The organism is Marinobacter sp. MIT932201 (assembly GCF_047123295.1).
Lineage (GTDB): Bacteria > Pseudomonadota > Gammaproteobacteria > Pseudomonadales > Oleiphilaceae > Marinobacter > Marinobacter salsuginis.
The window spans coordinates 3,875,705-3,902,179 of sequence record NZ_CP138917.1; the positions used below are offsets into that span (position 1 = coordinate 3,875,705).

General features: G+C 58.3%; 23 protein-coding genes. 12 read left to right on the forward strand and 11 right to left on the reverse strand.

Features of this window, described 5'->3' with window-relative positions; all coding sequences use genetic code 11:
- The first annotated feature begins 33 nt into the window (after positions 1-33).
- The 4 genes from purH to SIC15_RS17890 all read left to right on the forward strand — a co-directional run bounded on the left by purH (position 34) and on the right by SIC15_RS17890 (position 5,650).
- Positions 34-1,614 (forward strand): bifunctional phosphoribosylaminoimidazolecarboxamide formyltransferase/IMP cyclohydrolase, encoded by a 1,581-nt coding sequence (gene purH, locus SIC15_RS17875; protein ID WP_412536589.1) that lies wholly within the window; start codon positions 34-36, stop codon positions 1,612-1,614.
- Between the two features lie 12 nt (positions 1,615-1,626).
- On the forward strand, positions 1,627-2,913 hold the full coding sequence (purD, locus tag SIC15_RS17880) for a phosphoribosylamine--glycine ligase (RefSeq protein WP_412536590.1): 1,287 nt from the start codon (positions 1,627-1,629) through the stop codon (positions 2,911-2,913).
- Positions 2,914-3,027: 114 nt separating this feature from the next.
- Entirely contained in the window at positions 3,028-3,966 is a 939-nt protein-coding gene (locus SIC15_RS17885; protein ID WP_412536591.1) for an alpha/beta fold hydrolase, read from the forward strand.
- A 109-nt stretch (positions 3,967-4,075) separates the two neighbouring features.
- A complete protein-coding gene (locus SIC15_RS17890; RefSeq protein WP_305966464.1) occupies positions 4,076-5,650 on the forward strand; it encodes a cation:proton antiporter family protein in 1,575 nt (524 codons plus the stop codon).
- 25 nt (positions 5,651-5,675) lie between these two features.
- Here SIC15_RS17890 and senA read toward each other — a convergent pair whose 3' ends face one another.
- Together senA and SIC15_RS17900 are read right to left on the reverse strand one after the other, a co-directional pair.
- Complete coding sequence (gene senA, locus SIC15_RS17895) at positions 5,676-7,043, reverse strand: selenoneine synthase SenA (protein ID WP_412536592.1); 1,368 nt, start codon at positions 7,041-7,043, stop codon at positions 5,676-5,678.
- A 68-nt stretch (positions 7,044-7,111) separates the two neighbouring features.
- On the reverse strand, positions 7,112-8,926 hold the full coding sequence (locus tag SIC15_RS17900) for an SLC13 family permease (RefSeq protein WP_412536593.1): 1,815 nt from the start codon (positions 8,924-8,926) through the stop codon (positions 7,112-7,114).
- Between the two features lie 285 nt (positions 8,927-9,211).
- Between SIC15_RS17900 and SIC15_RS17905 the strand changes: the two genes are divergently transcribed.
- A complete protein-coding gene (locus tag SIC15_RS17905) occupies positions 9,212-10,588 on the forward strand; it encodes a sigma 54-interacting transcriptional regulator (protein ID WP_412536594.1) in 1,377 nt (458 codons plus the stop codon).
- An 11-nt stretch (positions 10,589-10,599) separates the two neighbouring features.
- Complete coding sequence (locus SIC15_RS17910; RefSeq protein ID WP_412536595.1) at positions 10,600-11,673, forward strand: transporter; 1,074 nt, start codon at positions 10,600-10,602, stop codon at positions 11,671-11,673.
- An 18-nt stretch (positions 11,674-11,691) separates the two neighbouring features.
- On the opposite strand, the gene SIC15_RS17915 is transcribed toward SIC15_RS17910, so the two are convergent.
- From SIC15_RS17915 to SIC15_RS17935, 5 genes are all read right to left on the reverse strand, one after another.
- Positions 11,692-12,183, reverse strand: a complete 492-nt coding sequence (locus SIC15_RS17915; protein WP_412536596.1) for a hypothetical protein — start codon at positions 12,181-12,183, stop codon at positions 11,692-11,694.
- A gap of 5 nt (positions 12,184-12,188) precedes the next feature.
- Positions 12,189-12,881, reverse strand: coding sequence for a C39 family peptidase (locus tag SIC15_RS17920; protein ID WP_412536597.1), 693 nt, complete (start codon positions 12,879-12,881; stop codon positions 12,189-12,191).
- 12 nt (positions 12,882-12,893) lie between these two features.
- Positions 12,894-13,244, reverse strand: coding sequence for a hypothetical protein (locus SIC15_RS17925; RefSeq protein ID WP_069182029.1), 351 nt, complete (start codon positions 13,242-13,244; stop codon positions 12,894-12,896).
- A gap of 54 nt (positions 13,245-13,298) precedes the next feature.
- The gene (locus SIC15_RS17930; RefSeq protein ID WP_377949274.1) at positions 13,299-14,366 is read right to left on the reverse strand and encodes a hypothetical protein; all 1,068 of its coding nucleotides are present in this window, start codon (positions 14,364-14,366) and stop codon (positions 13,299-13,301) included.
- A 375-nt stretch (positions 14,367-14,741) separates the two neighbouring features.
- Positions 14,742-16,334 carry an isocitrate lyase gene (locus SIC15_RS17935; protein ID WP_069182031.1) on the reverse strand — a complete coding sequence of 531 codons (1,593 nt, stop codon included), beginning with the start codon at positions 16,332-16,334 and terminating at the stop codon, positions 14,742-14,744.
- A gap of 278 nt (positions 16,335-16,612) precedes the next feature.
- Between SIC15_RS17935 and SIC15_RS17940 the strand changes: the two genes are divergently transcribed.
- The 3 genes from SIC15_RS17940 to SIC15_RS17950 are packed head-to-tail and all read left to right on the forward strand — an operon-like array spanning position 16,613 to position 18,856.
- Positions 16,613-18,106: a DUF1538 domain-containing protein gene (locus tag SIC15_RS17940; protein WP_412536598.1), complete on the forward strand. Its 1,494-nt coding sequence runs from the start codon at positions 16,613-16,615 to the stop codon at positions 18,104-18,106.
- Positions 18,103-18,453, forward strand: a complete 351-nt coding sequence (locus SIC15_RS17945; protein WP_291904359.1) for a P-II family nitrogen regulator — start codon at positions 18,103-18,105, stop codon at positions 18,451-18,453. The genes SIC15_RS17940 and SIC15_RS17945 overlap by 4 nt, the downstream gene beginning before the upstream one ends.
- A gap of 13 nt (positions 18,454-18,466) precedes the next feature.
- Positions 18,467-18,856 carry a CBS domain-containing protein gene (locus tag SIC15_RS17950; protein ID WP_069182034.1) on the forward strand — a complete coding sequence of 130 codons (390 nt, stop codon included), beginning with the start codon at positions 18,467-18,469 and terminating at the stop codon, positions 18,854-18,856.
- 7 nt (positions 18,857-18,863) lie between these two features.
- Here SIC15_RS17950 and SIC15_RS17955 read toward each other — a convergent pair whose 3' ends face one another.
- Both SIC15_RS17955 and dauA read right to left on the reverse strand, forming a co-directional pair.
- Complete coding sequence (locus SIC15_RS17955; RefSeq protein ID WP_412536599.1) at positions 18,864-20,810, reverse strand: CASTOR/POLLUX-related putative ion channel; 1,947 nt, start codon at positions 20,808-20,810, stop codon at positions 18,864-18,866.
- A gap of 71 nt (positions 20,811-20,881) precedes the next feature.
- The gene (dauA, locus tag SIC15_RS17960; RefSeq protein ID WP_412536600.1) at positions 20,882-22,621 is read right to left on the reverse strand and encodes a C4-dicarboxylic acid transporter DauA; all 1,740 of its coding nucleotides are present in this window, start codon (positions 22,619-22,621) and stop codon (positions 20,882-20,884) included.
- A 112-nt stretch (positions 22,622-22,733) separates the two neighbouring features.
- Here dauA and SIC15_RS17965 point away from each other — a divergent pair, with 112 nt between their 5' ends.
- Together SIC15_RS17965 and SIC15_RS17970 are read left to right on the forward strand one after the other, a co-directional pair.
- The gene (locus SIC15_RS17965) at positions 22,734-22,913 is read left to right on the forward strand and encodes a CopG family transcriptional regulator (protein WP_069182795.1); all 180 of its coding nucleotides are present in this window, start codon (positions 22,734-22,736) and stop codon (positions 22,911-22,913) included.
- Positions 22,914-22,938: 25 nt separating this feature from the next.
- Positions 22,939-23,946 (forward strand): ChaN family lipoprotein, encoded by a 1,008-nt coding sequence (locus tag SIC15_RS17970; protein WP_412536601.1) that lies wholly within the window; start codon positions 22,939-22,941, stop codon positions 23,944-23,946.
- Positions 23,947-23,954: 8 nt separating this feature from the next.
- On the opposite strand, the gene SIC15_RS17975 is transcribed toward SIC15_RS17970, so the two are convergent.
- A complete protein-coding gene (locus SIC15_RS17975) occupies positions 23,955-24,488 on the reverse strand; it encodes a macro domain-containing protein (protein ID WP_412536602.1) in 534 nt (177 codons plus the stop codon).
- A gap of 126 nt (positions 24,489-24,614) precedes the next feature.
- Between SIC15_RS17975 and SIC15_RS17980 the strand changes: the two genes are divergently transcribed.
- The gene (locus SIC15_RS17980) at positions 24,615-25,325 is read left to right on the forward strand and encodes an SIMPL domain-containing protein (protein WP_069182038.1); all 711 of its coding nucleotides are present in this window, start codon (positions 24,615-24,617) and stop codon (positions 25,323-25,325) included.
- A 9-nt stretch (positions 25,326-25,334) separates the two neighbouring features.
- Here the strand turns inward: SIC15_RS17980 and SIC15_RS17985 are convergent, their stop codons facing one another.
- Positions 25,335-26,402 carry a beta-N-acetylglucosaminidase domain-containing protein gene (locus SIC15_RS17985; protein WP_412536603.1) on the reverse strand — a complete coding sequence of 356 codons (1,068 nt, stop codon included), beginning with the start codon at positions 26,400-26,402 and terminating at the stop codon, positions 25,335-25,337.
- Positions 26,403-26,475 lie beyond the last annotated feature (73 nt).

Genomic DNA, 26,475 nt, shown 5'->3' on the forward strand with positions numbered 1-26,475 from the left:
TTATTCGTTCATCTCCAGCGAAGAAAGTGACCCATGGCAAACCAGGCTAACACCTCCGTCCGTCGCGCCCTGATCAGCGTGAGTGATAAAACCGGCATCGTCGATTTCGGACGTGCCCTGACCGAACGCGGCGTTGAGCTGCTCTCCACCGGTGGCACCTTCCGGCTCCTGAAAGAAAACAACATCCCGGTTACCGAAGTCTCCGACTACACCGGTTTTCCCGAGATGATGGATGGCCGGGTAAAAACCCTTCACCCGAAGATTCACGGCGGGATACTTGGCCGTCGGGGCACTGATGATGCGGTCATGTCCGAGCATGGCATCAACCCCATCGACATGGTCGTGGTCAATCTCTACCCCTTCGAGGAGACGGTTGCCAAACCCGACTGTGATCTGGCGACTGCCATTGAGAACATTGATATCGGTGGTCCGACCATGGTTCGCGCTGCGGCCAAGAACCACAACGACGTTGCCATCGTGGTGAACGCCTCTGACTACAGCCGGATCCTTAAAGAGCTGGACGCCAACGATGGTCAACTGAGCTACAGCACCCGGTTTGATCTTGCGGTCAAGGCATTTGAGCACACTGCGGGCTACGATGGCGCCATCGCCAACTACCTGGGCGGCCGTACGCCGGATAACGACAATGCCGATTTCCCCCGTACCTTTAACGCCCAGTTCGTGAAGGTCCAGGACATGCGCTATGGCGAAAACCCGCATCAGCGCGCGGCCTTCTACGCCGAGCGTAACCCGAAGGAAGCCTGCGTAGCCACGGCCAAACAGCTCCAGGGCAAAGAGCTCAGCTACAACAACGTAGCCGACACCGATGCCGCCCTGGAATGCGTGAAGCCCTTCGCCGACCCGGCCTGTGTGATCGTCAAACACGCCAACCCCTGTGGCGTAGCCATCGGTGCAGATATCCGTCAGGCCTACGACCTGGCCTTCGCCACCGACCCCACCTCGGCGTTTGGTGGCATCATTGCCTTCAACCGGGAGCTCGATGCAGAGACGGCCAAAGCCATCATTGACCGCCAGTTTGTGGAAGTGATCATCGCCCCCACCGTCGCTCCGGAAGCGGTGGAACTGGTCGCCGCCAAGAAGAACGTGCGCCTGCTGGCCTGCGGCGAGTTTGATGGTGAACGTGCACGCTCCATGGACTACAAACGGGTAACCGGTGGCCTGTTGGTTCAGGACCGGGATCTGGGCATGGTGGCCATGGAAGACGTCAAAGTGGTCACCGAGCGCCAGCCCTCGGAGCAGGAGCTCAATGATCTGCTGTTTGCCTGGGAAGTAGCCAAGTACGTTAAATCCAACGCCATTGTCTATGCCAAGGCCGGCCGCACCATTGGCGTGGGCGCCGGCCAGATGAGCCGGGTCTACAGTGCCAAGATTGCCGGCATCAAGGCCGCTGATGAAGGTCTGGAAGTGAAAGGGTCAGTGATGGCCTCTGACGCCTTCTTCCCGTTCCGGGATGGCATCGACGCGGCTGCCGCAGCCGGCATTACCGCTGTTATCCAGCCTGGTGGTTCCATGCGCGATCAGGAAGTGATTGATGCGGCCAACGAGCACGGCATCGCCATGGTCTTCACCGGCATGCGCCACTTCCGGCACTGAGGGATACGCAACATGAATATTCTCGTTATTGGCTCCGGCGGCCGCGAACATGCCCTGGCCTGGAAAGCCGCCCAGTCACCCAAGGCAGACCGTGTTTTTGTGGCGCCCGGCAACGCCGGCACGGCACGGGAAGCCGGCCTGGAAAATGTCGACATCGACGTGATGGACCTGGACGGACTGGCCAACTTCGCCGCCACCAACCACGTTGGACTGACCATCGTCGGCCCGGAAGCACCGCTGGTGGCAGGCATCGTGGACAAGTTCGAACAGCGTGGCCTGCGGGTATTCGGCCCGAGTGCCGGCGCCGCGCAGTTGGAAGGCTCCAAGGCCTTTACCAAGGATTTTCTGGCACGCCACAAGATTCCGACGGCCGGCTATGGCAACTTCACCGACGTGGATGAAGCTCTGGCCTATGTCCGCCAGCAGGGCGCCCCTATCGTGGTCAAGGCTGACGGCCTGGCCGCCGGCAAAGGCGTGATCGTGGCCATGACCCTGGAAGAAGCCGAGGACGCCATTCGCGACATGTTGGCCGGCAACGCGTTCGGTGATGCCGGTAGCCGCGTGGTCATCGAGGAATTCCTTGACGGCGAGGAAGCCAGCTTCATCGTGATGGTGGATGGCGAGCATGTACTGGCCATGGCCACCTCCCAGGATCATAAACGGGTGGGCGATGGCGACACCGGCCCCAATACCGGGGGCATGGGCGCCTACTCCCCCGCTCCGGTGGTTACCGCCGATGTGCACCAGCGCATCATGGATGAGGTCATTTACCCGACTGTGCGTGGCATGGCATCTGAGGGCCATCCCTACAAGGGTTTCCTTTACGCTGGCCTGATGATCGACAACAGCGGCGCCCCGAAAGTGATCGAATTCAACTGCCGCTTTGGCGACCCGGAAACCCAGCCGATCATGCTGCGGATGAAGTCTGATCTGGTGGAACTGTGCGATGCCGCTATCGACGGCAAGCTGGACCAGTGCCCCTCGGAGTGGGACGACCGGGCCTCCGTCGGTATCGTACTGGCAGCCGGTGGTTACCCGGGCAGCTATAACAAGGGCGATGCCATCTCCGGCCTGCCGGACACCGAAACCGAGGGCGAGAAGGTGTTTCACGCCGGCACTCGCCTGAACGGAGACCAGGTCGTCACCAACGGTGGCCGTGTACTTTGCGCCACCGCACTGGGCAACACCGTTACCGAGGCTCAGAAACGGGCTTATGAACTGGCCTCACGGATCCAGTGGGACGGCGCTTTCTATCGCAAGGACATCGCTTTTCGGGCCATTGCCCGCGAACAGTCCTGAGCCCTGGCAGAACCAGTCGGCGAAAACACAGCCCGGTCATTGACCGGGCTTTTTTATGGAGTAATGTAAACGCCTCGCAACGGATGCCGACAAGCCAACCGAAAGGAGCCCCTGATGCCACGCCCGCTAACCCTCAATCTGTTCCTGATTCTGACTGTCTCGCTGGTTCTGAGCGCCTGCTCACGCCAGGGCATCTACGAGACGGCCATCGGGCTCGAACGGTCCTCGGCGGGCCTGGAAGCAGATACCGTGACTGTCGATAGCCTGGATATCGCCTACCTGCGGAATCACGAGGCGGTGGATGGCGACACCATCGTTATGATCCACGGGTTCGGGGCCAACAAAGACAACTGGACCCGCCTCGCCGGCCACCTGACCGGCGATTTCAATGTCTACGCGATCGATCTGCCCGGGCATGGTGAGAGCAGCAAACCCCTCGATATCGGCTATCGCCTGGAAGACCAGGCCGGTTACGTCGCACAGATTCTCGACGCGCTTTCCGTCGATGACGCCCACATTATGGGCAACTCCATGGGGGGTGCGATTACGGCTCTCTATGCCGCCAACCATCCCGGTAAAGTAAAATCGGCGGTGTTGTTCGACCCGGCGGGTATTCTCGAGTATGAAAGCGAGCTGGTGGATCTGGTGATGGAGGGAGACAACCCCCTGATCCCCAGGAAACCCGGTGATTTCGAGCGACTCATGGAATTTGCACTTGAGAAAGAGCCCTTTGTACCCTGGCCGATCATGGGTGTAATGGAAGAGCGGGCCATTGCCAATCGGGAAGTGAACGAAGTCATTTTTGCGGCCATCCGGGACGCCGGTTTCGAGTCGGACTTCCGCGACGCCATCACAGAGATTCAGGCGCCGGTCCTGATCATCTGGGGCAAAGAGGACCGGGTTATAAACTACCGCAACGGCGAGGTGTTTGCGGAAGCAATACCGGGTAGCCGCCTGGAGCTGATGGAAGGCATTGGTCACGCCCCCATGGTGGAGGCCCCCGCAGAATCGGCAGAACTGTTCCGAACCTTTATCGGGCAACCAGCAGAATGAAGCCTTTGGGGGTTGCTTTGCCTGCCTTCCACCTTCTGCGAGTACACGAGCAGAGGAAAACAGGGTAGCCTAGCAACTATTGTGTTTTTGACATCCGAATTGATACCCCATGCCTGAAGCGATCTGGATTACCTTTGCCTTCGGCCTTGGCCTGCTGGTCAAGCTTGTTGGACTCCCTCCGCTTGTTGGCTATCTGGCCGCAGGCTTCGTGCTCAGTGGCATCGCCGAGGCAACCGGTGTTGTGATCGAGGAGACCAACGTTCTCCAACACATCGCGCACCTTGGGGTACTCCTGCTGCTATTCACTGTCGGGCTTAAACTGAAGCTCCGTTCCATCGTCAGCCCGGAAGTGATTGGCGGCAGTTTGCTTCATTTCGGAATTACCTGCGCGGTCTTTACGCCCGGGCTGTACCTGCTCATGGATATCGAATGGTCGACAGCCTTGATGCTGGCCATTGCCCTGTCCTTCTCGAGCACCGTACTGGCGGCGAAGGTGCTTGAATCCAAACGGGAGCTACGGGCATTCCACGGTCGGGTCGCCATCGGCATCCTCATCATGCAGGACCTGATTGCCCTGGTCGTCATGAGTCTCGCGGCCGGGAAGACACCTTCCGAGTGGGCGCTGATTGTGTTCGGGTTGCCGCTACTTCGACCTCTTCTGTTCAGGTTGCTCGATGCCAGCGGCCACGATGAACTGCTGGTACTCCTGGGACTGCTGCTCGCGCTTGTGGTCGGCGGACTTGGCTTCGAAGCGGTTGGTCTGAGTTCCGAGCTTGGCGCACTTGTTTTCGGCGCCATGCTGGCCAATCACCCTCGCTCCCAGGAGCTTTCCAAATCGCTCTGGAGCGTCAAGGAAGTGTTCCTCGTGGGCTTCTTCCTGCAAATCGGCATTGGCGGGCTGCCCGATGGCGACGCGCTCCTCTTTGCCGTGATTGCCGGCCTGGTCCTTCCGCTGAAAGGCATTCTGTTCTTTTTCCTGCTACTGGCCTTCCGCCTGCGGGCCCGCAGCGGCTTCCTGAGTGCGCTGGCACTGACCAACTACAGCGAATTCGGCCTCATTGTCGCCAGCGTTGCCTTGCCTGAATGGCTGGTACCTCTGGCCATTTCCGTGTCTCTGTCGTTCCTGGTATCAGCCCCCATCAACCGGTTCGCGCACGGCCTTTACGAACGCTACGCCCAGGGGCTCAGCCGGTATGAGGGCAGCAAGCATCATCCGGACGAACAACCGCTGTCATTGGGCGACACCCGGGTGCTGATCATGGGCATGGGGCGGACAGGCACCGCTGCCTACGACTGGCTGATCGATGACCAGCCCAAACTGATGGGGCTCGACTCTGACCCGGCTAAGGCCCAACAACACCAGAAAGAGGGCCGCAACGTGGTCTTTGCTGACGCGGAGGACGCTTCTTTCTGGAATGGTTTGCACATGCCGGCGGTGCAATCGGTGATCCTTGCCATGGGTGATATCGAGGGCAAGCTCATCGCCGCGCGCATGCTTCGCAAGATGGGGTTCAAGGGTTTTATCGTGGCACACACCATGTATGAGGACGAAGCAAAGCAGATCCGGGAAGCTGGCGCCGACGAGGCCTATCTGACCATGAGCGAGACCGGCGTTGCGCTGGCCAGCCACCTGATCGACGAGACACCGGCGAAACCGTCCCTGGTGACGGGCAATCCGGAGTAATCGAATCGGCCCGAGCGCCTAACGTTTACTCTCGCTCAAGTGCACAGGTCCTGAAGCCGGTATAGACATCATTGCGCTGGGGCAGATAAGCCTGACGATAGGTGCCGCGGATCAGACAGGATGATGTCGCGCACCCACCGCCTTTGGTGACCTTGTGATCGCCGAACTGCAAGGTGGACATGAAAGGGTACATGTCCACCTTGAAGCCGTCGTAAGGGAGAAACTGATCACTGGTCCACTCCCAGACCGTTCCGGTCATCTGGCGGCAGCCAAAGGGACTGTCACCTTCTGGAAAATCAAACACCGGGTTCTGGGCCATGGCTCTCCCGTCCAGATCCGCGAGCTGACTGGTCGGCGCCTCATTCCCCCATGGGAAACGCCGGAACGGCTCGCCCGGACGATTCCCCAGAGCGGCAACTTCCCATTCGTGTTCTGTCGGCAGCCGACGCCCCGCCCAACGACAATACGCCTCTGCTTCCCAGAACGTCACATGGGTAACCGGAGCGTCCGGATTCAGGGGCTGCCACCGGTCGAACACTCGCTCCTGCCACTGCTCATCATGCCAGCGCCAGTACAGCGGGTGACGTGGAGCACGGAACAGGGGTTCCCGACTGCCATGAACAAGGGCCACGTCGGTTTCGGTCTGAAGCCATTTGCGTCCGCCAAATGACCAGAGGTCAGGGCGCCGATAGCCGCCGTCTTCCACGAACTCCAGGAACTGGCGGTTACTGACCAGGCATTTCGAAATGGCGAAAGCATCCAGCTTCACTTTGAAGCGCGGCTTTTCATTGTCAAAGGCGAAGTCGTCACTGGCATAACTTTGGGATTCGCCCGGCATCCCGATCAGCCACTCTCCTGCCGGAACCAACGCATCTCCGTGATGCGGCTCACCCGGTGCAGGCCGGTACAGATCGGTGTCTGGAGGCGCCGGGTAACCGACGGTCTGACGGCACCAGATCATCGACTCGATGTGCATGTTCTGGTGGTAGATCGCGTAGCGGTAAAGGTAACGAGCCTGATCGGTCAAAGGCTCTTTTTCGATCCGTTCGGCCACGCGGTCATAGATAAGATTGAAGTAGTCGAGGGTCTTCTGGCGCCCGGGAAACAGCTCCCGGTTCCAGCGATCCCGGTGCTCGATATGGAACGAATCCCAGAGATCGTCCATGGATGGATCGTGGCTGGGTGTGCCATCCAGCAGATTGAATACAAACACCTCGTAGAAGAAGGCTGCATGCCCCACCTCCCAGAGCGGCGGATTCACGCCCGGATGGTAGGGAACATCCAGCGCGCTTTCCGGCAGAGAACCTACAAGGGTTTCAGTATGCTTGCGTGTCCATTCAAGCTGATCCAGCAATTCCGCCTTTGCCGCATCGATTTGTTCAATCGCTGTCATCTGGCCAACCACTTATCATCAACGGTTTTGTCAGCATACCAGAGAGTGCCAAACGGCGTTAAACAGACTCACCCCCAGACTGCCAGAATGACAGGGACTGCCACCAGGGCCACCAGTAAAGACAGCGGAAGTCCCAGGCGCCAGTAATCGCCAAACCGGTAGCCGCCGGGTTCCATAACGAGCGCGTTGGACTGGTGCCCCACGGGCGTCAGAAAGGCGCAGGAGGCGCCAATAGCCACTGCCATCAACATGGCGTCTGCGGCAATGCCCAACTGGCCCGAAAGACTCAGGGCGATGGGCGCGACCAGAATGGCCGCCGCCGCATTGTTCACGACGTTCGACAGCAGCATGGTCCCCATCAGTACAATCGTAACGACCACCCAGGCCTCGCCCCCGGAGCCAAGCATCAGCATCCAGGACGCTATCAGCTCCGCTCCACCGGTGGTTTCGAGGGCCTGACCCACCGGAATCATAGCCGCCAGCAAAACGATGACCGGCCAGTCGATCGCACGGTAGGCTTCCTGATTGCTGAGCACGCCACTGAGAACCATGGCGACGGCACAGGCAACCAGGGCAACAGGCGGCGACAACCAGCCCACAACGATTCCTGCGATGGCAGCCACAAACAGCCCACCGGCCAGTAAGGCGTTGCGTTCGCGGCCGAACCGGAGTCCTCGTTCTGCCAGCGGAAGGCACCCGAGCTCCTGAAGGGTAACGCGCAGGGTGTCCTCCTCACCTTGCACCAGGAGAATATCACCAGCCTGAAAGCGAATGTCCCCCAGGCGGCGCTGCAACCGCTGCCCCTGGCGTGCAACCGCCACAATATTGAGGCCATTCTGCTCGCGAAGATTCAGCCTGTTGGCGGTTTTCCCGATCAGGCCTGATTCCGGCGTGATGACCGCTTCCAGCAATCGGACATCACCCTCGGACAGAGACTTTTCGCGCGGTTTTTCCGGTGCACTCTCCTGCTCGTCAGACTCTTTGGAGGAGGACTCCTCTACATTCGCCAACTCAAGAGCAGTGCTGTCGAGAAATTCCTGCAAAGCATCGGTATCCGCCTCCACCAATAGCAGATCGCCACCACGCAAAACGGAAAACGTCGATGGTGCCAGAGACCGCTTGTCATCCCGGATCAACGCCAGCACCACCACATCCTTGTCGGCGTCAGCCCGGGTCAGCAGGCCATGGAGTGTGGCGCCAACATGCGAGGAATCGTCGGGAACCCGGAGTTCGGTCACATAATCCCCGACACTGAACAGCTTGCCGCCATCATCGGGTTTGCCTCGTCTTGGCGTCAGGCGCCACCCGACCAGCGTGATAAAGGCAATGCCTGCCAGGGTAATCGCCAGGCCTACCGGCGCGAAATCAAACATGCCAAAGGACCCCGTTTCCCGATAACTGGCAATGATGATGTTCGGGGGCGTGCCAATCAGCGTCATGGTTCCCCCCAGCAGAGAACCAAATGCCAGTGGCATGAGCAGCAGCGACGGAGAGCGCCCCGCTTCCCGGGACATCCAGATTGCCACCGGCATAAGAAGCGCAAGCGCACCGACGTTGTTGATGAAGCCCGAGCACAGGGCCACCACCGACGTCAGCATCAGCACCTGCAGGGTCGGCCGGTGCCCCACCTTACCGAGCAGGCGCGCCAGGCGGTCAACCACGCCGCCATTGACCAGCCCCTGGCTGATCACCAGAACCGCAGCCACGGTCACAACAGCCGGATGGCCGAAGCCATCGAATAGCTGATCTGCCGGCACGATCCCGGCGATGGCAACGGCGAGAAGCGCCATCAGGGCGACCAGGTCAAACCGGATTCGATTCCAGACGAACAGCACCAGGGCGATGCCCAGTATCGAAAAAACAATAGCCTGACTGACGCTCACTGTAACTCCATGCTTTCAGTCCCTGCCCGTCTGGTTTGCAGTCTGTGTCGGCAAACTTTACAGGGAGCCAGGAATGACAGAACCCTCTCTCTTTAAGCTCCTGAAAGGCCTACAAGTGTATAAACTGGCATACAAACTGAATGTCCGCCAGCAGGAGTTGTTTGCCTGTTTCCCCAGCCGTATGCGGTCACAGGGCAGTGATCGGATCCAGCAGTTCCGGTATTACCAACATTTACTGAACGTCCAGCAGTTCGTTTTCCAGGCAAAGTCTCAGGGAGAGTCGCCATGAAGGAAAAACGACCGCTCGTTTGGTTGTCGGCGGTGTACCCGTGCCCTTCTGCCATCGGACCCTTGTTCAGGGACTGGCAGCTTGTTCACATTCCCATTTCAGACAAACCCACGGCAGGAGAGACGCCCGTCCATGGGGCCAGAGTCGGCGTATTTGATCTTGGCTCGTTGAGCGCGGATCAACTGACCCACCTGCCCGAGTGGCTGGACACGATTCCGGTCCAGCACTGGATTGCCACGCTGGAGCCTCACCAGATCCAGAGCCCGGACGCCTGTGCCCTCACTAACCGTTACTGCACGGACTATCACACGAGGCCTCTGCAGGCCGAACGCCTCAATGCCATTCTTGGCCACCTTTGGGGTATGTCTGAACTTCAGGCGGAGGCATCACGGACCAAGCCCGCCTGTTATCACGACGTTGCTCTTGAGGGTGACTCGGTGGCGATCCGGCATGTCAGAGCGTTATTGCAGAAATTTGCCCGCACGGAGGAATCCGTACTGATCTATGGCGAGAACGGGACCGGCAAAGAAGCCGCAGCCCGTTTCATACACGATCATTCACCACGTAAAAACAAGCCACTGATCGCCGTGAACTGTGCAGCCCTGCCCCGCTCACTGACCCAAAACGAGCTCTTCGGCCACGAAAAAGGCGCTTTTACCCATGCCATGAGCGTCCAGAAAGGGCGCATTGAAGCCGCCAATGGCGGCACTTTGCTATTGATCGGTGTCGACGAGCTTGAATCAGAGCAACAATCCGCCATTCTGCGCTTCCTCCAGGAAGGCCTGATCGAGCGCCTGGGCTCCAACCATCCCATCAGTGTCGACACTCGACTGATTGCAACAAGCACCAAGCCGCTTGAACAGCTGGTCAAGACCGGGGCCTTCCGCAGCGACGTATTTTACCGGCTTGGAAGCCTGCATGTGTTGTTACCACCGTTGCGGGAACGCAAGGAAGACATTCCCATCCTGGCCAGCCGGATACTGTCGGCCACACCCTCAGCCAGAGGCACCAGGCGCCTCACGGACGATGCAATGATTTGCCTGGCCGGGCACCCCTGGCCCGGCAACCTCAGGGAACTGCAGAACCGTTTGCGTCAGGCATTATTGCTGGGAGAAAGCCCACAGATCGGGGCCGAAGACATGGGGTTTTCCACCAACCCGGCGGATAACCACGACCGAAACCGAGACCTCTCACTGGACGCTTTCCGCTCCAGAGCCGATCGGCAGGCGATCTCGGTAAGTCTCGCGCTTGCCCACAACAACGTGTCGGCAGCTGCCCGGCTGCTGAATATTTCACGGGTTTCGTTCTACCGGCTGATGGACAAGCACCACGTGCCCCATGGCCCCTCAACCCGACTTCAGAAAGACAGCTGAAGGAGTTTCCCATGAACAAAAACACACTATGGCTCATCCCGCTTGTTTCTCTGGGTCCGGCGATGCTGGTTGAAGCCGCTCAGGCAGACCGGGATGACGCTCCCCTGGCCACCGAAATCCGGACAACCTCTGACGAGGGTCACGACCCGGCGACCGATATCGCCTCCATAACCGCCGACCGCGGTATCGTCACCCGGCCGGGCCGGTTTTCCATTGAGCCATCCTTTTCCCATGCCCACAGCAACTCGACGGCAGTCGCGATCGAAGGCTACACCGTCATCCCTGCGCTGTTGATCGGACTGATCAACATTTCAGAAATCCAGCGCGATATTTTCGTCGGCGCCGTGTCACTCAAATACGGATTTACCAGCAAGTTTGAAGCGGCGGTCCGCGTGCCTTACCTGAGCATCAACGAGGACCTGAGAGAGCGTGAGGTTTTCCAGGGCACACCGGTGGATACCCTGCGTGAGTCTTCTGGCGAGGGTCTCGGTGATGTTGAAGTATCAGCTCGCTATCAACTGACTGATGGCCTCGGGGGCTGGCCCTACGTAATCGGTGCGCTGCGTGTCAGGGCGCCAACCGGTGAAGGCCCCTACGATGTTGACCAGCGGGTCATCGAGGATAACCAGGGCAACCCGATTGGCGTCGAGCTGGAGAGCCGGCCAACAGGTTCAGGCTTCTGGGCATTCGAACCCGGACTCTCTTTCATCTACCCCACAGACCCGGCCGTGTTGTTCGGCAATCTGAGCTATGTCTGGACCCTCAAAGAGGAGCAGGGCTTTGAAAATGGCGGCACCGTTGACCCCGGCGACATCGTGCGCTTCGGCTTCGGGATGGGATTCGCGTTTAACGATCGCACGTCATTCAGCCTCGGCTACGATCACTCGATCATTCGAAAAACCACATTCGAGAGAGACATTGATCTCTTCGAATCCAATTTCGACCGAATTCAGATCGGGTCTCTGTCATTCGGGCTGTCCCAGCGCCTGTCGCGATCCACATCTCTTAACCTGACGGTAAGCATTGGCGTTACGGAAAACGCGCCCAACAGCGAGATTACACTCAAGCTTCCAATCAGTCTCTAGCGTGGGATCGGGGTTCTGTCAGCGGCCGAGCAACTGAATCAGTTGATCACTGAACCGGGCCGGGAACTGATTCCCCGCACCCAGGTTATTCAGCTCGATATTCAACTGATGCATATTCTGTATGACAGTGCTGTCCAGGCTGTTCTGAACCACCGTCATCCAGCCACTGGGACCTGCCATATGGCTGGCCACCCGCGCACCACCACTACGGTTGGCACTGATCACTTCCAGTACTGTTTCCATCTGGTGGTCCAGCAAACGGTCATTGACGGGCTGGTTGAGGTTGGGAATGGTCAATCGGTTGATTACCAGGGTGTCACCATTAATACCAACAACCTGTTCCAGGCCAATGCTGATCTCCAGGTTATCCATCAGGAAGCCGCCCCGGTACTCCGAAAGCTCCCCGTCACTGATGGGCTCAACTCCGGGGTTCAGTTCCGCGCGAGCCACTGGCGTCAGGGCCGAACAGGCAAAAACGAGTAATGCGACCGCGGGCATCCTGCCCTTCATGATCATCACCATTCCCTCGTGGAGGGCCAGTAGGGCAGCGTGTGCCCGAGAGATGGCCCCCCGAGCCCTTTTTGCAACGGGGCCCTGGCCACCTGTGGCCAATGGCCGTTATCAAGAAAGTGGTCACGCCCCTGATCAAGGTGACTACGGATAACGAAGGCAGTGCCATCCCAGTATTCGCTGAATGTTTCGTGGGGGTAGACTCTCAGACCCCGGGCGGGATCGCCTATCAGTACCTCGTCATCGCTGATGCCCTTAATCAGCACGAAATGACGGAAACCCTCGATGTTCAGCAAGACAATCATCGGCAGGCGCACCTTCTCCCTCAGCCCTTCCAATGGCAAGCGAAACCCATCGGCCTGATACCCTCTGGACGCCAGGTAACGTTTCATATCCAGCATGGAGAACCCATGCCGGCGCACCTTCTCTTCATCTGCCAAGGCCAACATGTCGATAAAGACTTCGTGCTCGGTGACCTGGTCCTCGTAATGAAACGACAATAACGAGGCCACTGCCGCCGAGCCGCAACTGAAGTCGTACTGCTGGCGCAGGACACTGTCGAAGCGGCGGCTTTCAAAACTCTTTACGCTAAGACGGAAGTCCCCGCCAATACCGGGAACCATGACCGATCCGGCAAATGCGGTGGACCATAACAGCCCGGCACTCGCGCAAACCGCGACAAGAACCTTCCTGGTCATGGCCCACCTCCGTCAGTGATTGATCAGTATGTTGATCTGGGTACTGTCCTGAATAACCACCTGGTTACCCGTGTTCTGGATAACCGTGGCGACTCCGCTCATGTTGCCGAAGGCGTTGTCGGAAATACTGTTATTGCCAGTGACAACGTTTCCGGACAGCAGGTTATCGGAGACGTTCGCGTTCTGCTGGTTATTGTTGATTTGCCATTGCAGCGGGATTCCCTGGCGACCGCTGGCATCTTCCAGTTGATCTTCCGACAGGGAATGGGCGTCCATCCACTCCTCGGCCGAAGCATATCCCGCTCCTGTAACCAATAGCGCCAGCAAGGCAGCCTTCAGTTTCCATCTGATGACGTAACCCATGGCAGTTCTCCCGGAATAACCGGGCCGCACCCGCCAAGGTGCGGCCTGGATTCCTTACTGGCCGCCACCACCGGTGGACAGGTTGGACATTACACTGACATTTGCCTGTGTAACGCTGCCGTTGCCGGCATTCTGGGCAAAGGCGCCAACGCCGGTGTAGTTCGCTGAACCGCCGGCGATTTCGTTGCGGTTGCGAGCCTCGGTGTAAGATGCCCTGCCGTTGGCATCGCCATAGGAGGTTGAAGAGCCCGACACACTGCCGTCCAGATCAGCGTTGTTCAGGAACACGTCCAGATCCAGTGCCAATGAGTTATCGGAACTGTCGTTACCGCTGTCGGAGACAGTCGTATTCCCGCTATCGGCAATGTTAGTGGAATTGTCGGAACTGTCATTGCCACTATCCGAGACGGTGGTATTACCGCTGTCCGCTACGTTGGTGGAGTTGTCGGAATTGTCGTTTCCGCTATCCGCAACGTTGGTGGAATTATCGGAACTGTCATTCCCGCTGTCTGCCACATTGGTAGAGTTGTCGGAATTGTCGTTTCCGCTGTCCGCAACATTGGTGGAATTGTCGGAACTGTCATTTCCACTGTCGGCGACATTGGTGGAGTTGTCCGAACTGTCATTGCCGCTGTCCGCGACATTGATGGAATTATCGGAACTGTCGTTTGCGCTGTCTGCCACATTAGTGGAATTGTCGGAGTTATCATTTCCGCTATCGGCCACAGCTGTATTTCCGCTGTCAGCTACGTTGGTGGAATTGTCCGAATTGTCATTTCCACTGTCGGAAATCTTGAACGAATCGGCCACGTCGGTGCTGTTGTCGGAATTGTCGTTGCCACTGTCCGCAACATTGGTTGAGTTATCGGAACTGTCCGTGGAGTTGTCGTTGCCACTGTCGGCAATCTTGAACGAATCAGCCACGTTGGTGCTGTTGTCCGAGCTGTCAGTGGAATTGTCGTTACCGGAGTCAGTATTGCCGGATTGGTCGTTGTTAGCGGTGGAGGTGTTGTCCGCATTGGTATTCGGATCACCGTCCCCGCCCTGATCGGCATAGGCAAAACCGGAAACGCCCATTGCCATCGCGATGGCAGCTGCTAGCAGTGTTTTTTTAGTATTCATGATGTCATTTCCTTTGAGTTGTTGGCTTTTAAGGGATCCGACCCAACCCGCTAGCCTTCGGGTAAGCCAAGGTTCAGACCCGCCAGAACAAAGGAGCGATTCCCGTGCCAATACCGAAAATTCGCATTCATAGCATTGTTTTTAATGGTTTTTCCTTTGAGCGCCTGAAATCCATCCGGTCTTGGTGATGACGAAACTGTTTCAGCGATGAAACAGCGAGTGCAAATGAAAAGGGGGATATGGGAGTTTTATGCGGTCGTTTCAGACACATACAGAAGAAATGAGGTGTCAGAAAAACAAAACCCCGCACAAGGCGGGGTTTTGTGGTTTGAAGCGAACCGGTCAGGCCCGCCTCAGCAACATCCGAACCGTCGATTAACCGAACTGGTTCATGGTGTTGTCTTTACCACCGGCCTTCAGGGCCGCATCACCAGCGAAGAATTCCTTGTGGTCGTCACCGATGTTGGAACCAGCCATGTCCTGGTGCTTAACGGTAGCGATACCCTGACGGATTTCCTTGCGCTGTACACCGGCAACGTAAGCCAGCATGCCTTCGTCACCGAAGTAGCCCTTGGCCAGGTTGTCGGTAGACAGGGCCGCAGTGTGGTAAGTCGGCAGGGTGATCAGGTGGTGGAAGATACCCGCTTCGCGAGACGCGTCACGCTGGAAGTTCTGGCACCACTGGTCAGCCAGCTGACCCAGCTCAGTGTTGTCGTACTCTTCGCTCATCAGCTTGTCACGGTCGTAGGCAGATACGTCCTTGCCTTCTTCCTTCCAGGCGTCGAATACCTGCTGACGGAAGTTCAGGGTCCAGTTGAAGGACGGGCTGTTGTTGTAGACCAGCTTGGCATCGGGCACTACTTCACGGATGCGGTTAACCATGCCGGCGATCTGGCCAACGTGCGGCTTCTCGGTTTCAATCCACAGCAGGTCAGCGCCGTTCTGCAGGCTGGTGATGCAGTCCAGAACAACACGGTCTTCGCCAGTGCCCGGACGGAACTGGAACAGACCGGAGGCCAAACGCTTGGGCTTCATCAGCTTGCCGTCAGACTTGATGACCACGTCGCCGTTGTTGATCTCGGAAGCGTCCTCGATGTAGTCGCCGTCGAGGAAGCTGTTGTACTGGTCGCCCAGGTCGCCCGGCTCGTCGGTAACAGCCAGCTTCTGGGTCAGGCCAGCGCCCAGGGAGTCGGTACGGGCTACGATAACACCGTCATCCACGCCCAGCTCGAGGAACGCCAGACGAACGGCGTTGATCTTGGACAGGAAGTCGGCGTGCGGAACGGTAACCTTGCCGTCCTGGTGGCCACACTGCTTCTCGTCAGACACCTGGTTCTCGATCTGGATGCAGCAGGCACCGGCTTCGATCATCTGCTTGGCCAGCAGGTAAGTGGCTTCGGCGTTACCAAAACCGGCGTCGATGTCGGCAATGATCGGCACAACGTGAGTTTCGTGGTTGTCGATCTGTTTGATCAGCTCTTCAGCCTTGGCGTTGTCACCAGCTTTCTCGGCTTCTTCCAGAGCACGGAACAGGTGGTTCAGTTCCCAGGCATCTGCCTGACGCAGGAAGGTGTACAGCTCTTCGATCAGGCCGGATACAGCCGTCTTCTCGTGCATGGACTGGTCAGGCAGCGGACCAAACTCGGAGCGCAGGGCGGCAACCATCCAGCCGGAGAGGTACAGGTAACGACGCTTGGTGGTACCGAAGTGCTTCTTGATGGACAGCAGCTTCTGCTGACCGATGAAGCCGTGCCAGCAGCCCAGGGACTGGGTGTACTGGGACGTGTCCTTGTCGTAGTTCGCCATGTCTTCGCGCATGATCTTGGCGGTGTACTTGGCGATGTCCAGACCAGTCTTGAACTTGTTCTGGGCGCGCATGCGAGCGGCGTGCTTCGGGTTGATAGCGTTCCAGGTCGGGTGCTGCTTCAACAGGGAAGCAATCTGGTCAACGTCTTGTGCGTAGGGCATGGTCTCAATCCTTTCTACGTTGGTTTTCTAAGTCGTTAGGGAGAAGCGTACAGCAACTTCCGAAGCCAACAACCTGCTCACTTTTTGAGCAAAGCGATGACGTTGAGGGTTACTTTAGTGGTTTCAAATTTATAATTGAAATTTATATGATCTATTTTCGGCATTTTCCTGGTGAATAGTGAATTGACGCCGGTCTTGAGCTGGATCAACACGGGAACCATGGCTATTGTTACGGTGTCCAACCAGCACTTTTAACCGGAACCCACCAGGCGCAAACAGTGTTCTATCTGCAAGCTTTCAGTCATTCCTTGCTGCATGCCCTGAAAAATCTGTTTCCGATCATCGCCGTCGTTGTCTTCTTCCAGCTTCTGATTCTCCAGCAAATACCCGAGAACATCTTCGTGATGGCGGCAGGCCTGCTGATTGTGGCAGTGGGTGTCGCCCTGTTTCTTCAGGGTCTGGAGCTAAGCATTTTTCCGGTCGGGAAAAGCCTGTCCAATCAGTTTGCCCGAAAGGGCTCGGTACCGGTGCTGTTGTCGTTCGGCTTCGCCATGGGTTTTTCCGCCGTGGTCGCCGAGCCGGCGCTCATTGCGGTAGCCCAGCAGGCCGAGGAAATCAGCGAGGGCAAGATCAAGGCCCTGACACTCAGGATACTGGTGGCCGTTTCTGTCGGGCTGGTGGTGGCCCTGGGCGTGTTCAGAACCATCTTCGGTTACCCGCTGCAGTGGTTCATGATCATCGGCTACATCGTTGTGGTGATCATCACCTGGTTCGCACCGCCCGAGATTGTTGGCCTTGCCTACGATTCCGGTGGCGTTACCACCAACATCGTTACCGTTCCCCTGATTGCCGCTCTGGGTATTGGCCTGGCAGCCTCCATTCGGGGGCGCAATCCGCTACTGGACGGCTTCGGTCTGGTAGCCCTCGCCGTCATGGTTCCGATGATCACCGTTCAGCTGTACGGGATTGTTGTGTATTCCGGTGCCCCCGCAGACCCGGTCGCTTTGCCAACGGCGGCCCAGAATGGAACAGTCGACCAGACACCCGTTGTGCTGGGCATGCTGCTCGATCTTGCCGGGATGGTCCGCGACGTCCTTCCCATCATCATTACCATCCTGTTTTTCCAGTATCTGGTTCTGTGCCGTGGGCTGACCAATCCCCGCAAGATCCTGTTCGGATTTGCGCTGGTGGTGCTGGGGCTGTATGCCTTCGTAGTCGGGCTCAAGCTTGGCCTGTTTCCCATCGGAACAAGCATGGCCCGACAGTTGATGGGGATGGAGGAGTATCTGTTCGTCTACCTCTTCGCCTTCATGATCGGCTTTGCCACCACCATGGCCGAACCCGCGTTGATCGCGATCGGACACCAGGCGGAGCAGGCGGCCGCCGGCACCATCAACGGCAACGCCATCCGGATTATCGTGGCGGTCGGCGTCGCGGTGGGTATCACCCTTGGCGTTCACCGGATTATCAGCGGCGATTCCATTCACCATTACATCATTGGCGGCTATATTCTGGTCATCGTCCTGACCGCGCTGGCCCCCAGGTACATCATCCCCCTGGCATACGATCTTGGTGGGGTAACCACCTCAGAGGTGACCGTACCTCTGGTGACCGCACTGGGTATTGGCCTGGCAAGCAGCATCGAAGGCCGCAACGTGCTCATCGACGGTTTCGGCCTGATCGCCTTCGCCTCCATCTTTCCGATTGTGACGGTGATGAGCTACGCCATCATTGTTGAAATGCTCGCAAAGCAGAGGAAAACAGACCCATGAAATTTTCGGTACTGGTAGCAATCGTTCCCGAGGATCAGGAGCAGGACTGCGTTGATGCCGCAAGGGATCTTGGTGCCGGCGGCATCACGGTGCTTTCTGGTCGCGGTATCAGCAATACCGCCAAGAAAACCTTCTTCGGTCTGACCTACGATGGCAGCCAGAGCATTCTGCTGATGGTCCTGGAAAAGAGCCTTTCGCTCGATATTCTCAAAGCCATCCAGAAGATACTCATGCCTGACCATAGCGATTCGAAGGGGCTTGTATTCACACTTCCCCTGGAACATCTGGGTGGGATCGACATGTCACAAGTCGAAAAATTCGAACAACACCTGAAAGATTCACTGTAACCGGAGAACACCCATGAAACTGGTCAAAGATGTGATGGTTCGGGACGTGATCACCATCTCTCCGTTTGCCAGCATCCGCGAGGCGCTATCAAAGATGAAGCAGCATTCTTTGAAGTCGCTGGTGGTGGAAAAGACAAGCGAACACGATGCCTGGGGCCTGATCACCTACACCAATGTACTGAAAACCGTCATCGCCGAAGACGGCGATATCGATCTTCTCAACGTTTATGACGCCTGCGCCAAGCCGGTGATCAGCGTCGGCGAGAACCTGAACGTTCGGCATGCGGCAAGCCTGATGAGCAAATACCGGGTAAAGCGCCTGCTGGTGCTGGCCGACAATGACCTCAAGGGCTTCGTGGTCATGGACGACATCATGGCGGCCCTGCTCGACAGCATCGACTGATGTGTCATCAGGTCAGGCACAGCACCACCAGGCGGTCACCCGGCTGCAACTCCAGGTAGTCCTTCCTGGGCGGGTTCAGTTGCAGGTGGCGCCCACGTTCGTTGGCGTTGTTGCGAAAGACACCCAGGGCAAGCTCACCCTCTGAGGCCACCGTTTTTTCCAGGACCTGAAAGGTCGCACTGGCGGGCAAGGGGTAATCCGCCGGGTCCCGGAACTGGATCTCGGCACCGCCCACAGTAAACAGTTCATCCAGCACGATCCGAAGCTCCCGCCGCAGGGCCACCTGGGCCAGTACGTGACTCAGAATCATGGGACTGATCAACATTTCACTCTGGTGCCCATACAAGAGGTGGCGGTTGTCCGGGTCACTCAACTCCATGATCAGCTGGGGCCTTCGGGCAAAATCGGCCAGGATGTCCTCGAGCTGGAGATACCCCACCATCGCACGGGCATCGGCCTCTTCGCCGGAGGCCAGTCGGTCGCTGCTGAGCAGGATCACCGTATCGTAGCCCGCTGGCCCGATCCGGCGCAGTTCTCCCTCCACCATGTAATCCGCTTCGATATGCCGGCAGTTCAGGCGATCGGCATTCTCCACGTACTGGGCAATCGCCTGTTCCCGCTCGGCTTTCGGAACCACGGATACCAGGTCCACCTCGAAATGACGGTGTCCGTAACTGAGGAATTCCGCAATCAGGCTGGGCACCCGCCGGTTCCAGCCCAGCACCAGAACCCGGTGGTTGGCCTGGTCAGAAGGCCGGTCGACGCGCACCGCCTGCCCCCTTTCCAGCTCCGGCAAAGGTGTCTTTTTGGGATCGGGCTCGGTCTCGGAGTAGTCCCGGGCCATGATGACCACCCGATCGGCCGGATCAATTCGTGAGTCTGAGGGTGCTAGCAGCTGCACGTCCCAGCCTGCACCGCGCTGTTTCAACAGGCCCAGCACGATAACCTCGGGCCGGGCCGCGGCCAGCTCACCAAGCGTTATTCCGCCCAGCGACTCTCCGCCCCGGATGTAGATCTCGTTTCCCTCACCGGCCGTGAGCAATTCGTTGTATACCTCCGATAGCCCGGGATGAAGAATATTCTGAACCATCAGACGACTGATCGTGGCATCGCCCGCTACCACTTCCACCGCGCCTGGATAGGCCCGCTCAATCACCGGAAGCTTGCGAACGTCCTGGATCTCGGCCACAACGAAAGGCAAGGAAGACTTGAGCTGTCTGGCCTGGGCCGCAATGGAGAGCAGTGCCTTGACGGTTTCCACATCCGAGGTCACCAGGCTTCCGGCCTCATGGGCGGCGCTGGGGACGATAACCGCCGCGGCATCCAGACAGGCCACCCGATGCAGGGCGTCCGGCTGGATTGCCGAGCCAGAACGCAGGATGATCTGCCGGGCCCTGCGACCGATGCCCGGTTCACTCCGCAGCTCGTGAACCTGGGCCGCCGAAGCCTCCTCCGACAGCACAACAAGATTCAGTTTCTGGGCATCGTGCTTTTCCAGAAAGCGGCGCATCCGGCCACTGGAGCCCAGCAATTCAGAAAGCAAGGGCAGGGTCTGGCTGGTCCAGCCCAGCACCACGACATGGTTTTTAAGCGTTACCGGTGTGAGACCGCGTTCCAGGTCCGCCATCTTGGCTATCAGCCATCGGGTCAGGATGGCCACCAGGGTGCCCATGAACACCACGTACCCCAGAACTGTCAGCAGCGTCGAGACGATTCGCTGCCAGGTGCCGACATCATCCCCCAGATATCCGGGATCGGTCAGCCGAAGGAAAGCCCACCAGATGGCTGAGCCCGGCTCCTCGAAGTCTCCGCCCTGGGGCACCACCAGAAGGCCGCCAATCAGGGAAATCAGGCCGATGAACACACCGACCACAAGAAGCTGGAACCCCGCCCCCTTTACCAGTTGGCGTTCCAGTATGAATTTCACTCGGTCGATCAGCCGGAAAGGCAGCATGGCATTCCTTCTTTTGCGCGTAGTCTTATCGCCTAAGGGTAAACCATTCCGGGACTTCGGGAATCAATGTTTTATCCGGCGGGCTGGCCAGGTTCAGCAATCAGCCGCAAGGCTTCGTCCAGGGAGGACGTGTAGCGGCTCACACCAGGCACCGGCATGACACCGGCGCGAGAGAGGGTTCGCAACGGCTGGAACTGAAGATCGGCGATCACAATTTGCGTACCGTCCCGCTCACAGGTGGCAATCAGTTTGTTCAGGGCAGACAGCCCTCCGGCATCGAGAATGGTGACGCCGTCCATATAAAGGACGAACCCGCGCGCGTTTCTGGCCATCAGCGCCAGCTCTCCGAAAATCCGGTCAGCGGCGGCAAAGAACAAGGGACCATTGATCTTGAAGACCTGCCAGCCCTCGGGCACTCGAGCTTCCGCAATCCGTTTGCTCAGTGTGATATCCGTGACCTTGGTCATCTGGGCCATTTCCCGCATGAACAGGACGGCCGCCAACAAGACTCCGGTGGTGATGGCAATTACCATGTCCAGCAGCACCGTAAGCGAAAAACAGGTGATAAAAACCAGGATATCGCTGCGCGGCGCGGTTTTCAGTAGATGCAGTGACTTGGGCGCCTCACTCATGTTCCAGGCCACCATAATCAGCAGGGCCGCCATGGCCGGCATAGGCAGATAGGCCAGAAGGCCCGCCAGAGAAACCAGGGCAAGCAGCACCACCAGAGAGTGCACCATGGCCGATACAGGGGACTCGGCGCCAGCGCGGTAATTGGCGGCAGAGCGGGCGATAGCGGCGGTCGCGGTAATGCCTCCGAAAAACGGCGTGATGATGTTGCCAAGCCCCTGCCCCATCAGCTCGCTGTTGGCGCTGTGGCGTTTTCCGGTCATGCCATCCAGTACCACGGCACAGAGCAGGGATTCGATGGCGCCGAGCATCGCAATGGCAAACGCGGCAGGTAGCAGGTCACGAACCAGCGACCATGACAAGCCAATTGGCTCGCCCGATGCCCCCGTCTGCTGCCAGGGCCAGGCAAACTCTGGCAGGAAAGGCGGAATACCCGCCCCCATCGAGCCATCGGGCAGCAGATAGCTGAACCTTGAACCAATGGTTTCGACAGCAGCGCCTCGTGTATTCAACCACAGTGCCAGAAGACTCCCGATCACCACAGCCGGCAGATGCGGCGGCACCGGGGTTTTAAGTCTTGGCCAGAGCAACATTACAGTCAGGGTGACACCGGCCACGAGCGTGCTCATGGCATCAAACTTCGGCAACGCGCTTGCCAGCAACGCCAGTTTATCCCAGTAGTGCTCGGGCATATCGCCAACCGGCAGACCCAGAAAATCCCGGACCTGCAAAGTGGCAATCACCACCGCAATGCCTCCGGTGAACCCCAGGGTGACAGACTCCGGAATGTACTCGATGAATCGCCCCAGCCGCATCAGAGCCATGATCATCAGCAAAACGCCGGACATCAGGGTAGCCAGCAGCAAACCACCCAGACCATAGCTCTGGGCGATCGGATAGAGAATAACAACGAAGGCAGCCGTAGGCCCGGAGATACTGAACCGGCTGCCACCAGTCAGTGCAATTACAAACCCGGCAATAATGGCGGTGTAGAGCCCGAACTGTGGCGCAACACCACTGGCAATCGCCAACGCCATGGCCAGAGGTATGGCAATAATGCCCACCGTTACACCGGCCATCAGATCCCGTAGAAAACGCCTTCCGCGATAGGGCTCATCGATGCAGGCTTCTCGGAATGCGTGGGCTATCCGGAGTGAAAACAGGTGGGCGCGATGCGGCATAAAAGACTCGTTAATTGCAACTGATGCCTGTAAATTATATGCTCATAAAATATTCATTCAATGTTAATATGATTAACATACTTAGCAATCACCAAAGGTTATGAACAACTCCATGGAAAAGCGCACTGCCCGTCTGACGTTGCTGATCGACCCGGAAAAAAAGGCCGCCTTTGAAGAACTGTGCAAGCAGGAAGACGTAACCCCGTCCCAGAGGGTGCGCCAATTCATCCGGGAATACGTGGAAGAAAGGCTGGGCCCCGACTGGCGAGAAGAACGCGAAAAAAGATCCTGAATGTGATCAAAACGTAAGGACTGTCATGAACGTTTTTGCGCCAGCCCTGCTCATTGCCACACTGTCCGCCCTGAACGGATGTACTGCCATGCCTTCATCAAAAGACCCTGATGCGGTTCTGACAGCACCGCAGACCCAGTACGATGCCCGCATCATTCAGCCTGAAAACAACACCGTTCTGACGCCTGAACAGCTGGCGCAGAAGCTGATCGACACAGATGTGGTCATTGTTGGCGAATACCATGGGCACCACGGCTCACATCTTCTTCAATCCCGGCTTCAGACCACCCTGTTCCAGCAACGGCCAGAGCAGATTCTCAGCATGGAACAGTTCAACCTGGACCGTCAGGACCAGCTGAACCGCTACCTGGAGGGAGAAACCGGCGAAACCGAGATGATTGAAGATGCCGATGCCTGGGATAACTACCGGGCCTCCTACCGGCCACTGGTGGAATTTGCCCGCAGGCATAATCTGCCGGTGATCGCGGCGAATGCGCCGGCAGACGTCGTGCGCTGTGTCGGCCGGAAAGGTCCGGAATACCTCGAGCGTGTCTCGGACAGCCTGAAACAGAAGTTGCCCTCCGCCCCCTTCATGGACACCCCGGCTTACCGGGAAAAGTTCATGGCAGCCATTGGTGCGAGCCATCAGGCAGACGACACCATGAGCGAGCGCATGGAAAACACCTACAAGGCTCAGCTACTTCGCGACAACACCATGGCTGCCCGCATTCTGCAGGCCCGGGCAGAGCATCCGGGGCACCAGGTGCTGCACCTGACCGGCACGTTTCACAGTGAAGACGGCCTGGGAACCGTGGCGCTGTTGAAGCAACGTGCTCCGGAGCTGTCTGTCGCAGTAATCAGTCCAGTGTTCTGGCCATCGGACATCAACCAACCACCACTGGACAGCAATCGCACGAAAGGTGACTTCGTTTACTTTATCCAGCCCCTGCCAGACGAATTCCGGGATTCCGAGCGGGAACGCGAAGCCATGAGGGCCCGTTTCAGCCGATCAACCGACAGGTCCTGTGACTAAGGTGACCTCTACCTACCGGAAAGGTCCGGTTCCAGCTTGAGGGCCTCATCGAATATGGAAAGATCCTGATCGCTGAAGAGAACAAACCGGACCAGGCGAACAGAGTTGAGATCTGCCAGGGTGTCGGCGACCGTTTTCATGGCCACAGCCGCTGCGTCTCTCAACGGGTAACCGAAAACCCCGGTTGAAATGGCTGGAAAGGCAATGGAGGACAGGCCGCGCTGGTCCGCCAGGCACAGAGCGTTCCGGAAACAGTCCGCGAGCAGACGGTCTGACGGCTCATCCACCCCATAAACCGGGCCCAGGCAATGGATGACATGCCGGTTCGGAAGGTTGTGGGCGGAGCTGATCACCGCCTCGCCAGGACTGATGGGCGCCAAAGTCCGGCACTCCTCTGCCAGACCGGTGCCTGCGGCACCGTGAATGGCACCGGCCACGCCACTGCCGGGCAGAAGTTCTGCATTGGCCGCATTCACGATGACATCGATATCCGGTTGCGCGGCAATATTGCCTTTGACGCACTCAACTTTCACAGCCGTCATGATTCCTCCCTTCCAGCTTTTGGGGTGAAGCGCTAATCTTGTTCCTGATATTCAGGATAGCAGCCATCAGCCGGACGCTTTCCGGGACTTTCCGGAGCTCTCCGGTAATGCCAACAGGGACACTCCATGAAGCTTCTTGCCTCGCTGATTCTCGGCATCAGCGCCATCATCTCCGCCGCCCTGATCAGTGACGGCCTGACTGACCTGAAAACCGGCGACCGCTATGTCACCGTCAAGGGTGTGGCTGAACGGCAAGTAACTGCAGATCTTGCCTTGTGGCCCATTCGCTTTGTTGCAACAGGGGCGTCGCTGAGTGAGGCCCAGGACAAGGCCAGAAGCAGCCGGGATGCAATCATTGCCTTCCTGAAACTGCAGGCCATTGACCAGGATGCGGTCGAACTCCAGCGCCTGGATGTCACCGATACCCGGGCCAACCCCTACCAGGCCAATAACGGCGAGCAGAAATTCATCATCAGCCAGACCCTGATGGTCCGTAGCACCGATATCGCCCGGATCCGCCAGGCCGCACAGGGGGTCAGTGAACTGGTGGACTCGGGAGTGGTGCTCTCTTCGGACTACGGCCCATCGGGGCCTACCTATCTGTTTAACGGACTCAACGATATCAAGCCCGAGATGATCGCCGAAGCCACGGCATCAGCGCGGGAAGCGGCAGCCCAGTTTGCCCAGGATGCCAAGGCGGAACTCGGGGGTCTGCGACGCGCCAATCAGGGTGTGTTCCAGATTCTGGCCCGGGATCAGGCACCGGGCATCATGGAAGGACAGCAACCCGTCAAAACCGTTCGCGTGGTCTCGACCGTTGAATATTACCTTCGCTAGCCGCGCGGGTTACTGGGTAGCCACCATCTCATCGGTAACCTGATATTCACCCGCCAGCCAGCGCAGAACCTCGTTGGCTGCAGGGTGGTCGAAGGCATCGTAGGTGTGCTGCAGACTCTGCCGCTTTTCAGCACTGATCCGGCCCAGGCCGGCGTCCTGAAGCACCAGCAAATCCGCCTCCAACTGCGCCGCCAACTCCCGGCCCAGCACCTCCCGGGCCGCGTGGCGGAACGCCTGGCCGTATTGATAGGAGGGTCCCAGGCGATAGGATTCTGCCAGCGTGATGGCCGGCACTGCCGTTAACGTCGGCTGCAGTGCCGGATTGATCCCGTGGGCTGCCAGATGCGCGGCATTGGCCGCCGGTCGCCCGGTGAACGCGCGAAGGTGCAGATGTTGCGACATCCGGTCACCGTCATTGACCGGGTAATTGTCCCAGAGTACCGGCTTGCGCCCGAGCAGATCCCCGATCCTCTTCAGGTGCCCGGGCGATACTTCCCGGGAGCACACCTCCTCCCCGGTCCAGAAGACATTCACCGAATGGTCCAGCTTGCGTCCGAGAGTTTCCAGATAATCTGCCGGACGCTCTCCAAACACCCGATCCAGTACGGGGTCGTCAGAATAGTAACTGGGACAGACGCTCAGAAACTTGATGGCAGTTTGCTCACGAACCCAGTGCACTATGTCAGCCTGAGTACCGGCAAGGTCCGGGGTATCGGCACGCATGTCGTCAAACAGGATCGCCAGTTCGTCAATACCGATACGTTCCAGCAGCGCGAGTTTGTCTGCCAACGCCGTGCGGGCCTCGTCGTCGAACCGGTTGAATATCTCGAACGGGCTCAGACCCACCCCGAAACGCACGCCCTCACGTCGGCAGAAGCGCGAGAACTCGGCCAGCTCCGAGGCCATGGCTGGCGGGTGTGGCTGCTGCCATTTGCGCCGGAGGAAGGCATCGGCCTTGGGAGCATAGAGATAAAACCTGTAACCGTGGGGTGCCAGGGTGCGGACCAGGTGTCGACGTTCCTGCCAGGTCCACATGGGGCCGTAGAATCCTTCAATGATGCCTAGTGTCGTTGTCATGGCCTATTTCCGTTTCGCTGACGTCGGAGCCCGGCGGGTACCCCATAACCCTCAATTTTGACTAGACTTAACG

What these genes read in the sequence shown, in the direction of transcription:
- purH (WP_412536589.1), top strand. Translation starts at nt 34, where the DNA reads ATGGCAAACCAGGCTAACACCTCCGTCCGTCGCGCCCTGATCAGCGTG.
- purD (WP_412536590.1), top strand. Translation starts at nt 1,627, where the DNA reads ATGAATATTCTCGTTATTGGCTCCGGCGGCCGCGAACATGCCCTGGCC.
- SIC15_RS17885 (WP_412536591.1), top strand. Translation starts at nt 3,028, where the DNA reads ATGCCACGCCCGCTAACCCTCAATCTGTTCCTGATTCTGACTGTCTCG.
- SIC15_RS17890 (WP_305966464.1), top strand. Translation starts at nt 4,076, where the DNA reads ATGCCTGAAGCGATCTGGATTACCTTTGCCTTCGGCCTTGGCCTGCTG.
- senA (WP_412536592.1), bottom strand. Translation starts at nt 7,043, where the DNA reads ATGACAGCGATTGAACAAATCGATGCGGCAAAGGCGGAATTGCTGGAT.
- SIC15_RS17905 (WP_412536594.1), top strand. Translation starts at nt 9,212, where the DNA reads ATGAAGGAAAAACGACCGCTCGTTTGGTTGTCGGCGGTGTACCCGTGC.
- SIC15_RS17910 (WP_412536595.1), top strand. Translation starts at nt 10,600, where the DNA reads ATGAACAAAAACACACTATGGCTCATCCCGCTTGTTTCTCTGGGTCCG.
- SIC15_RS17915 (WP_412536596.1), bottom strand. Translation starts at nt 12,183, where the DNA reads ATGAAGGGCAGGATGCCCGCGGTCGCATTACTCGTTTTTGCCTGTTCG.
- SIC15_RS17920 (WP_412536597.1), bottom strand. Translation starts at nt 12,881, where the DNA reads ATGACCAGGAAGGTTCTTGTCGCGGTTTGCGCGAGTGCCGGGCTGTTA.
- SIC15_RS17925 (WP_069182029.1), bottom strand. Translation starts at nt 13,244, where the DNA reads ATGGGTTACGTCATCAGATGGAAACTGAAGGCTGCCTTGCTGGCGCTA.
- SIC15_RS17930 (WP_377949274.1), bottom strand. Translation starts at nt 14,366, where the DNA reads ATGAATACTAAAAAAACACTGCTAGCAGCTGCCATCGCGATGGCAATG.
- SIC15_RS17935 (WP_069182031.1), bottom strand. Translation starts at nt 16,334, where the DNA reads ATGCCCTACGCACAAGACGTTGACCAGATTGCTTCCCTGTTGAAGCAG.
- SIC15_RS17945 (WP_291904359.1), top strand. Translation starts at nt 18,103, where the DNA reads ATGAAATTTTCGGTACTGGTAGCAATCGTTCCCGAGGATCAGGAGCAG.
- SIC15_RS17950 (WP_069182034.1), top strand. Translation starts at nt 18,467, where the DNA reads ATGAAACTGGTCAAAGATGTGATGGTTCGGGACGTGATCACCATCTCT.
- SIC15_RS17955 (WP_412536599.1), bottom strand. Translation starts at nt 20,810, where the DNA reads ATGCTGCCTTTCCGGCTGATCGACCGAGTGAAATTCATACTGGAACGC.
- dauA (WP_412536600.1), bottom strand. Translation starts at nt 22,621, where the DNA reads ATGCCGCATCGCGCCCACCTGTTTTCACTCCGGATAGCCCACGCATTC.
- SIC15_RS17965 (WP_069182795.1), top strand. Translation starts at nt 22,734, where the DNA reads ATGGAAAAGCGCACTGCCCGTCTGACGTTGCTGATCGACCCGGAAAAA.
- SIC15_RS17970 (WP_412536601.1), top strand. Translation starts at nt 22,939, where the DNA reads ATGAACGTTTTTGCGCCAGCCCTGCTCATTGCCACACTGTCCGCCCTG.
- SIC15_RS17975 (WP_412536602.1), bottom strand. Translation starts at nt 24,488, where the DNA reads ATGACGGCTGTGAAAGTTGAGTGCGTCAAAGGCAATATTGCCGCGCAA.
- SIC15_RS17980 (WP_069182038.1), top strand. Translation starts at nt 24,615, where the DNA reads ATGAAGCTTCTTGCCTCGCTGATTCTCGGCATCAGCGCCATCATCTCC.
- SIC15_RS17985 (WP_412536603.1), bottom strand. Translation starts at nt 26,402, where the DNA reads ATGACAACGACACTAGGCATCATTGAAGGATTCTACGGCCCCATGTGG.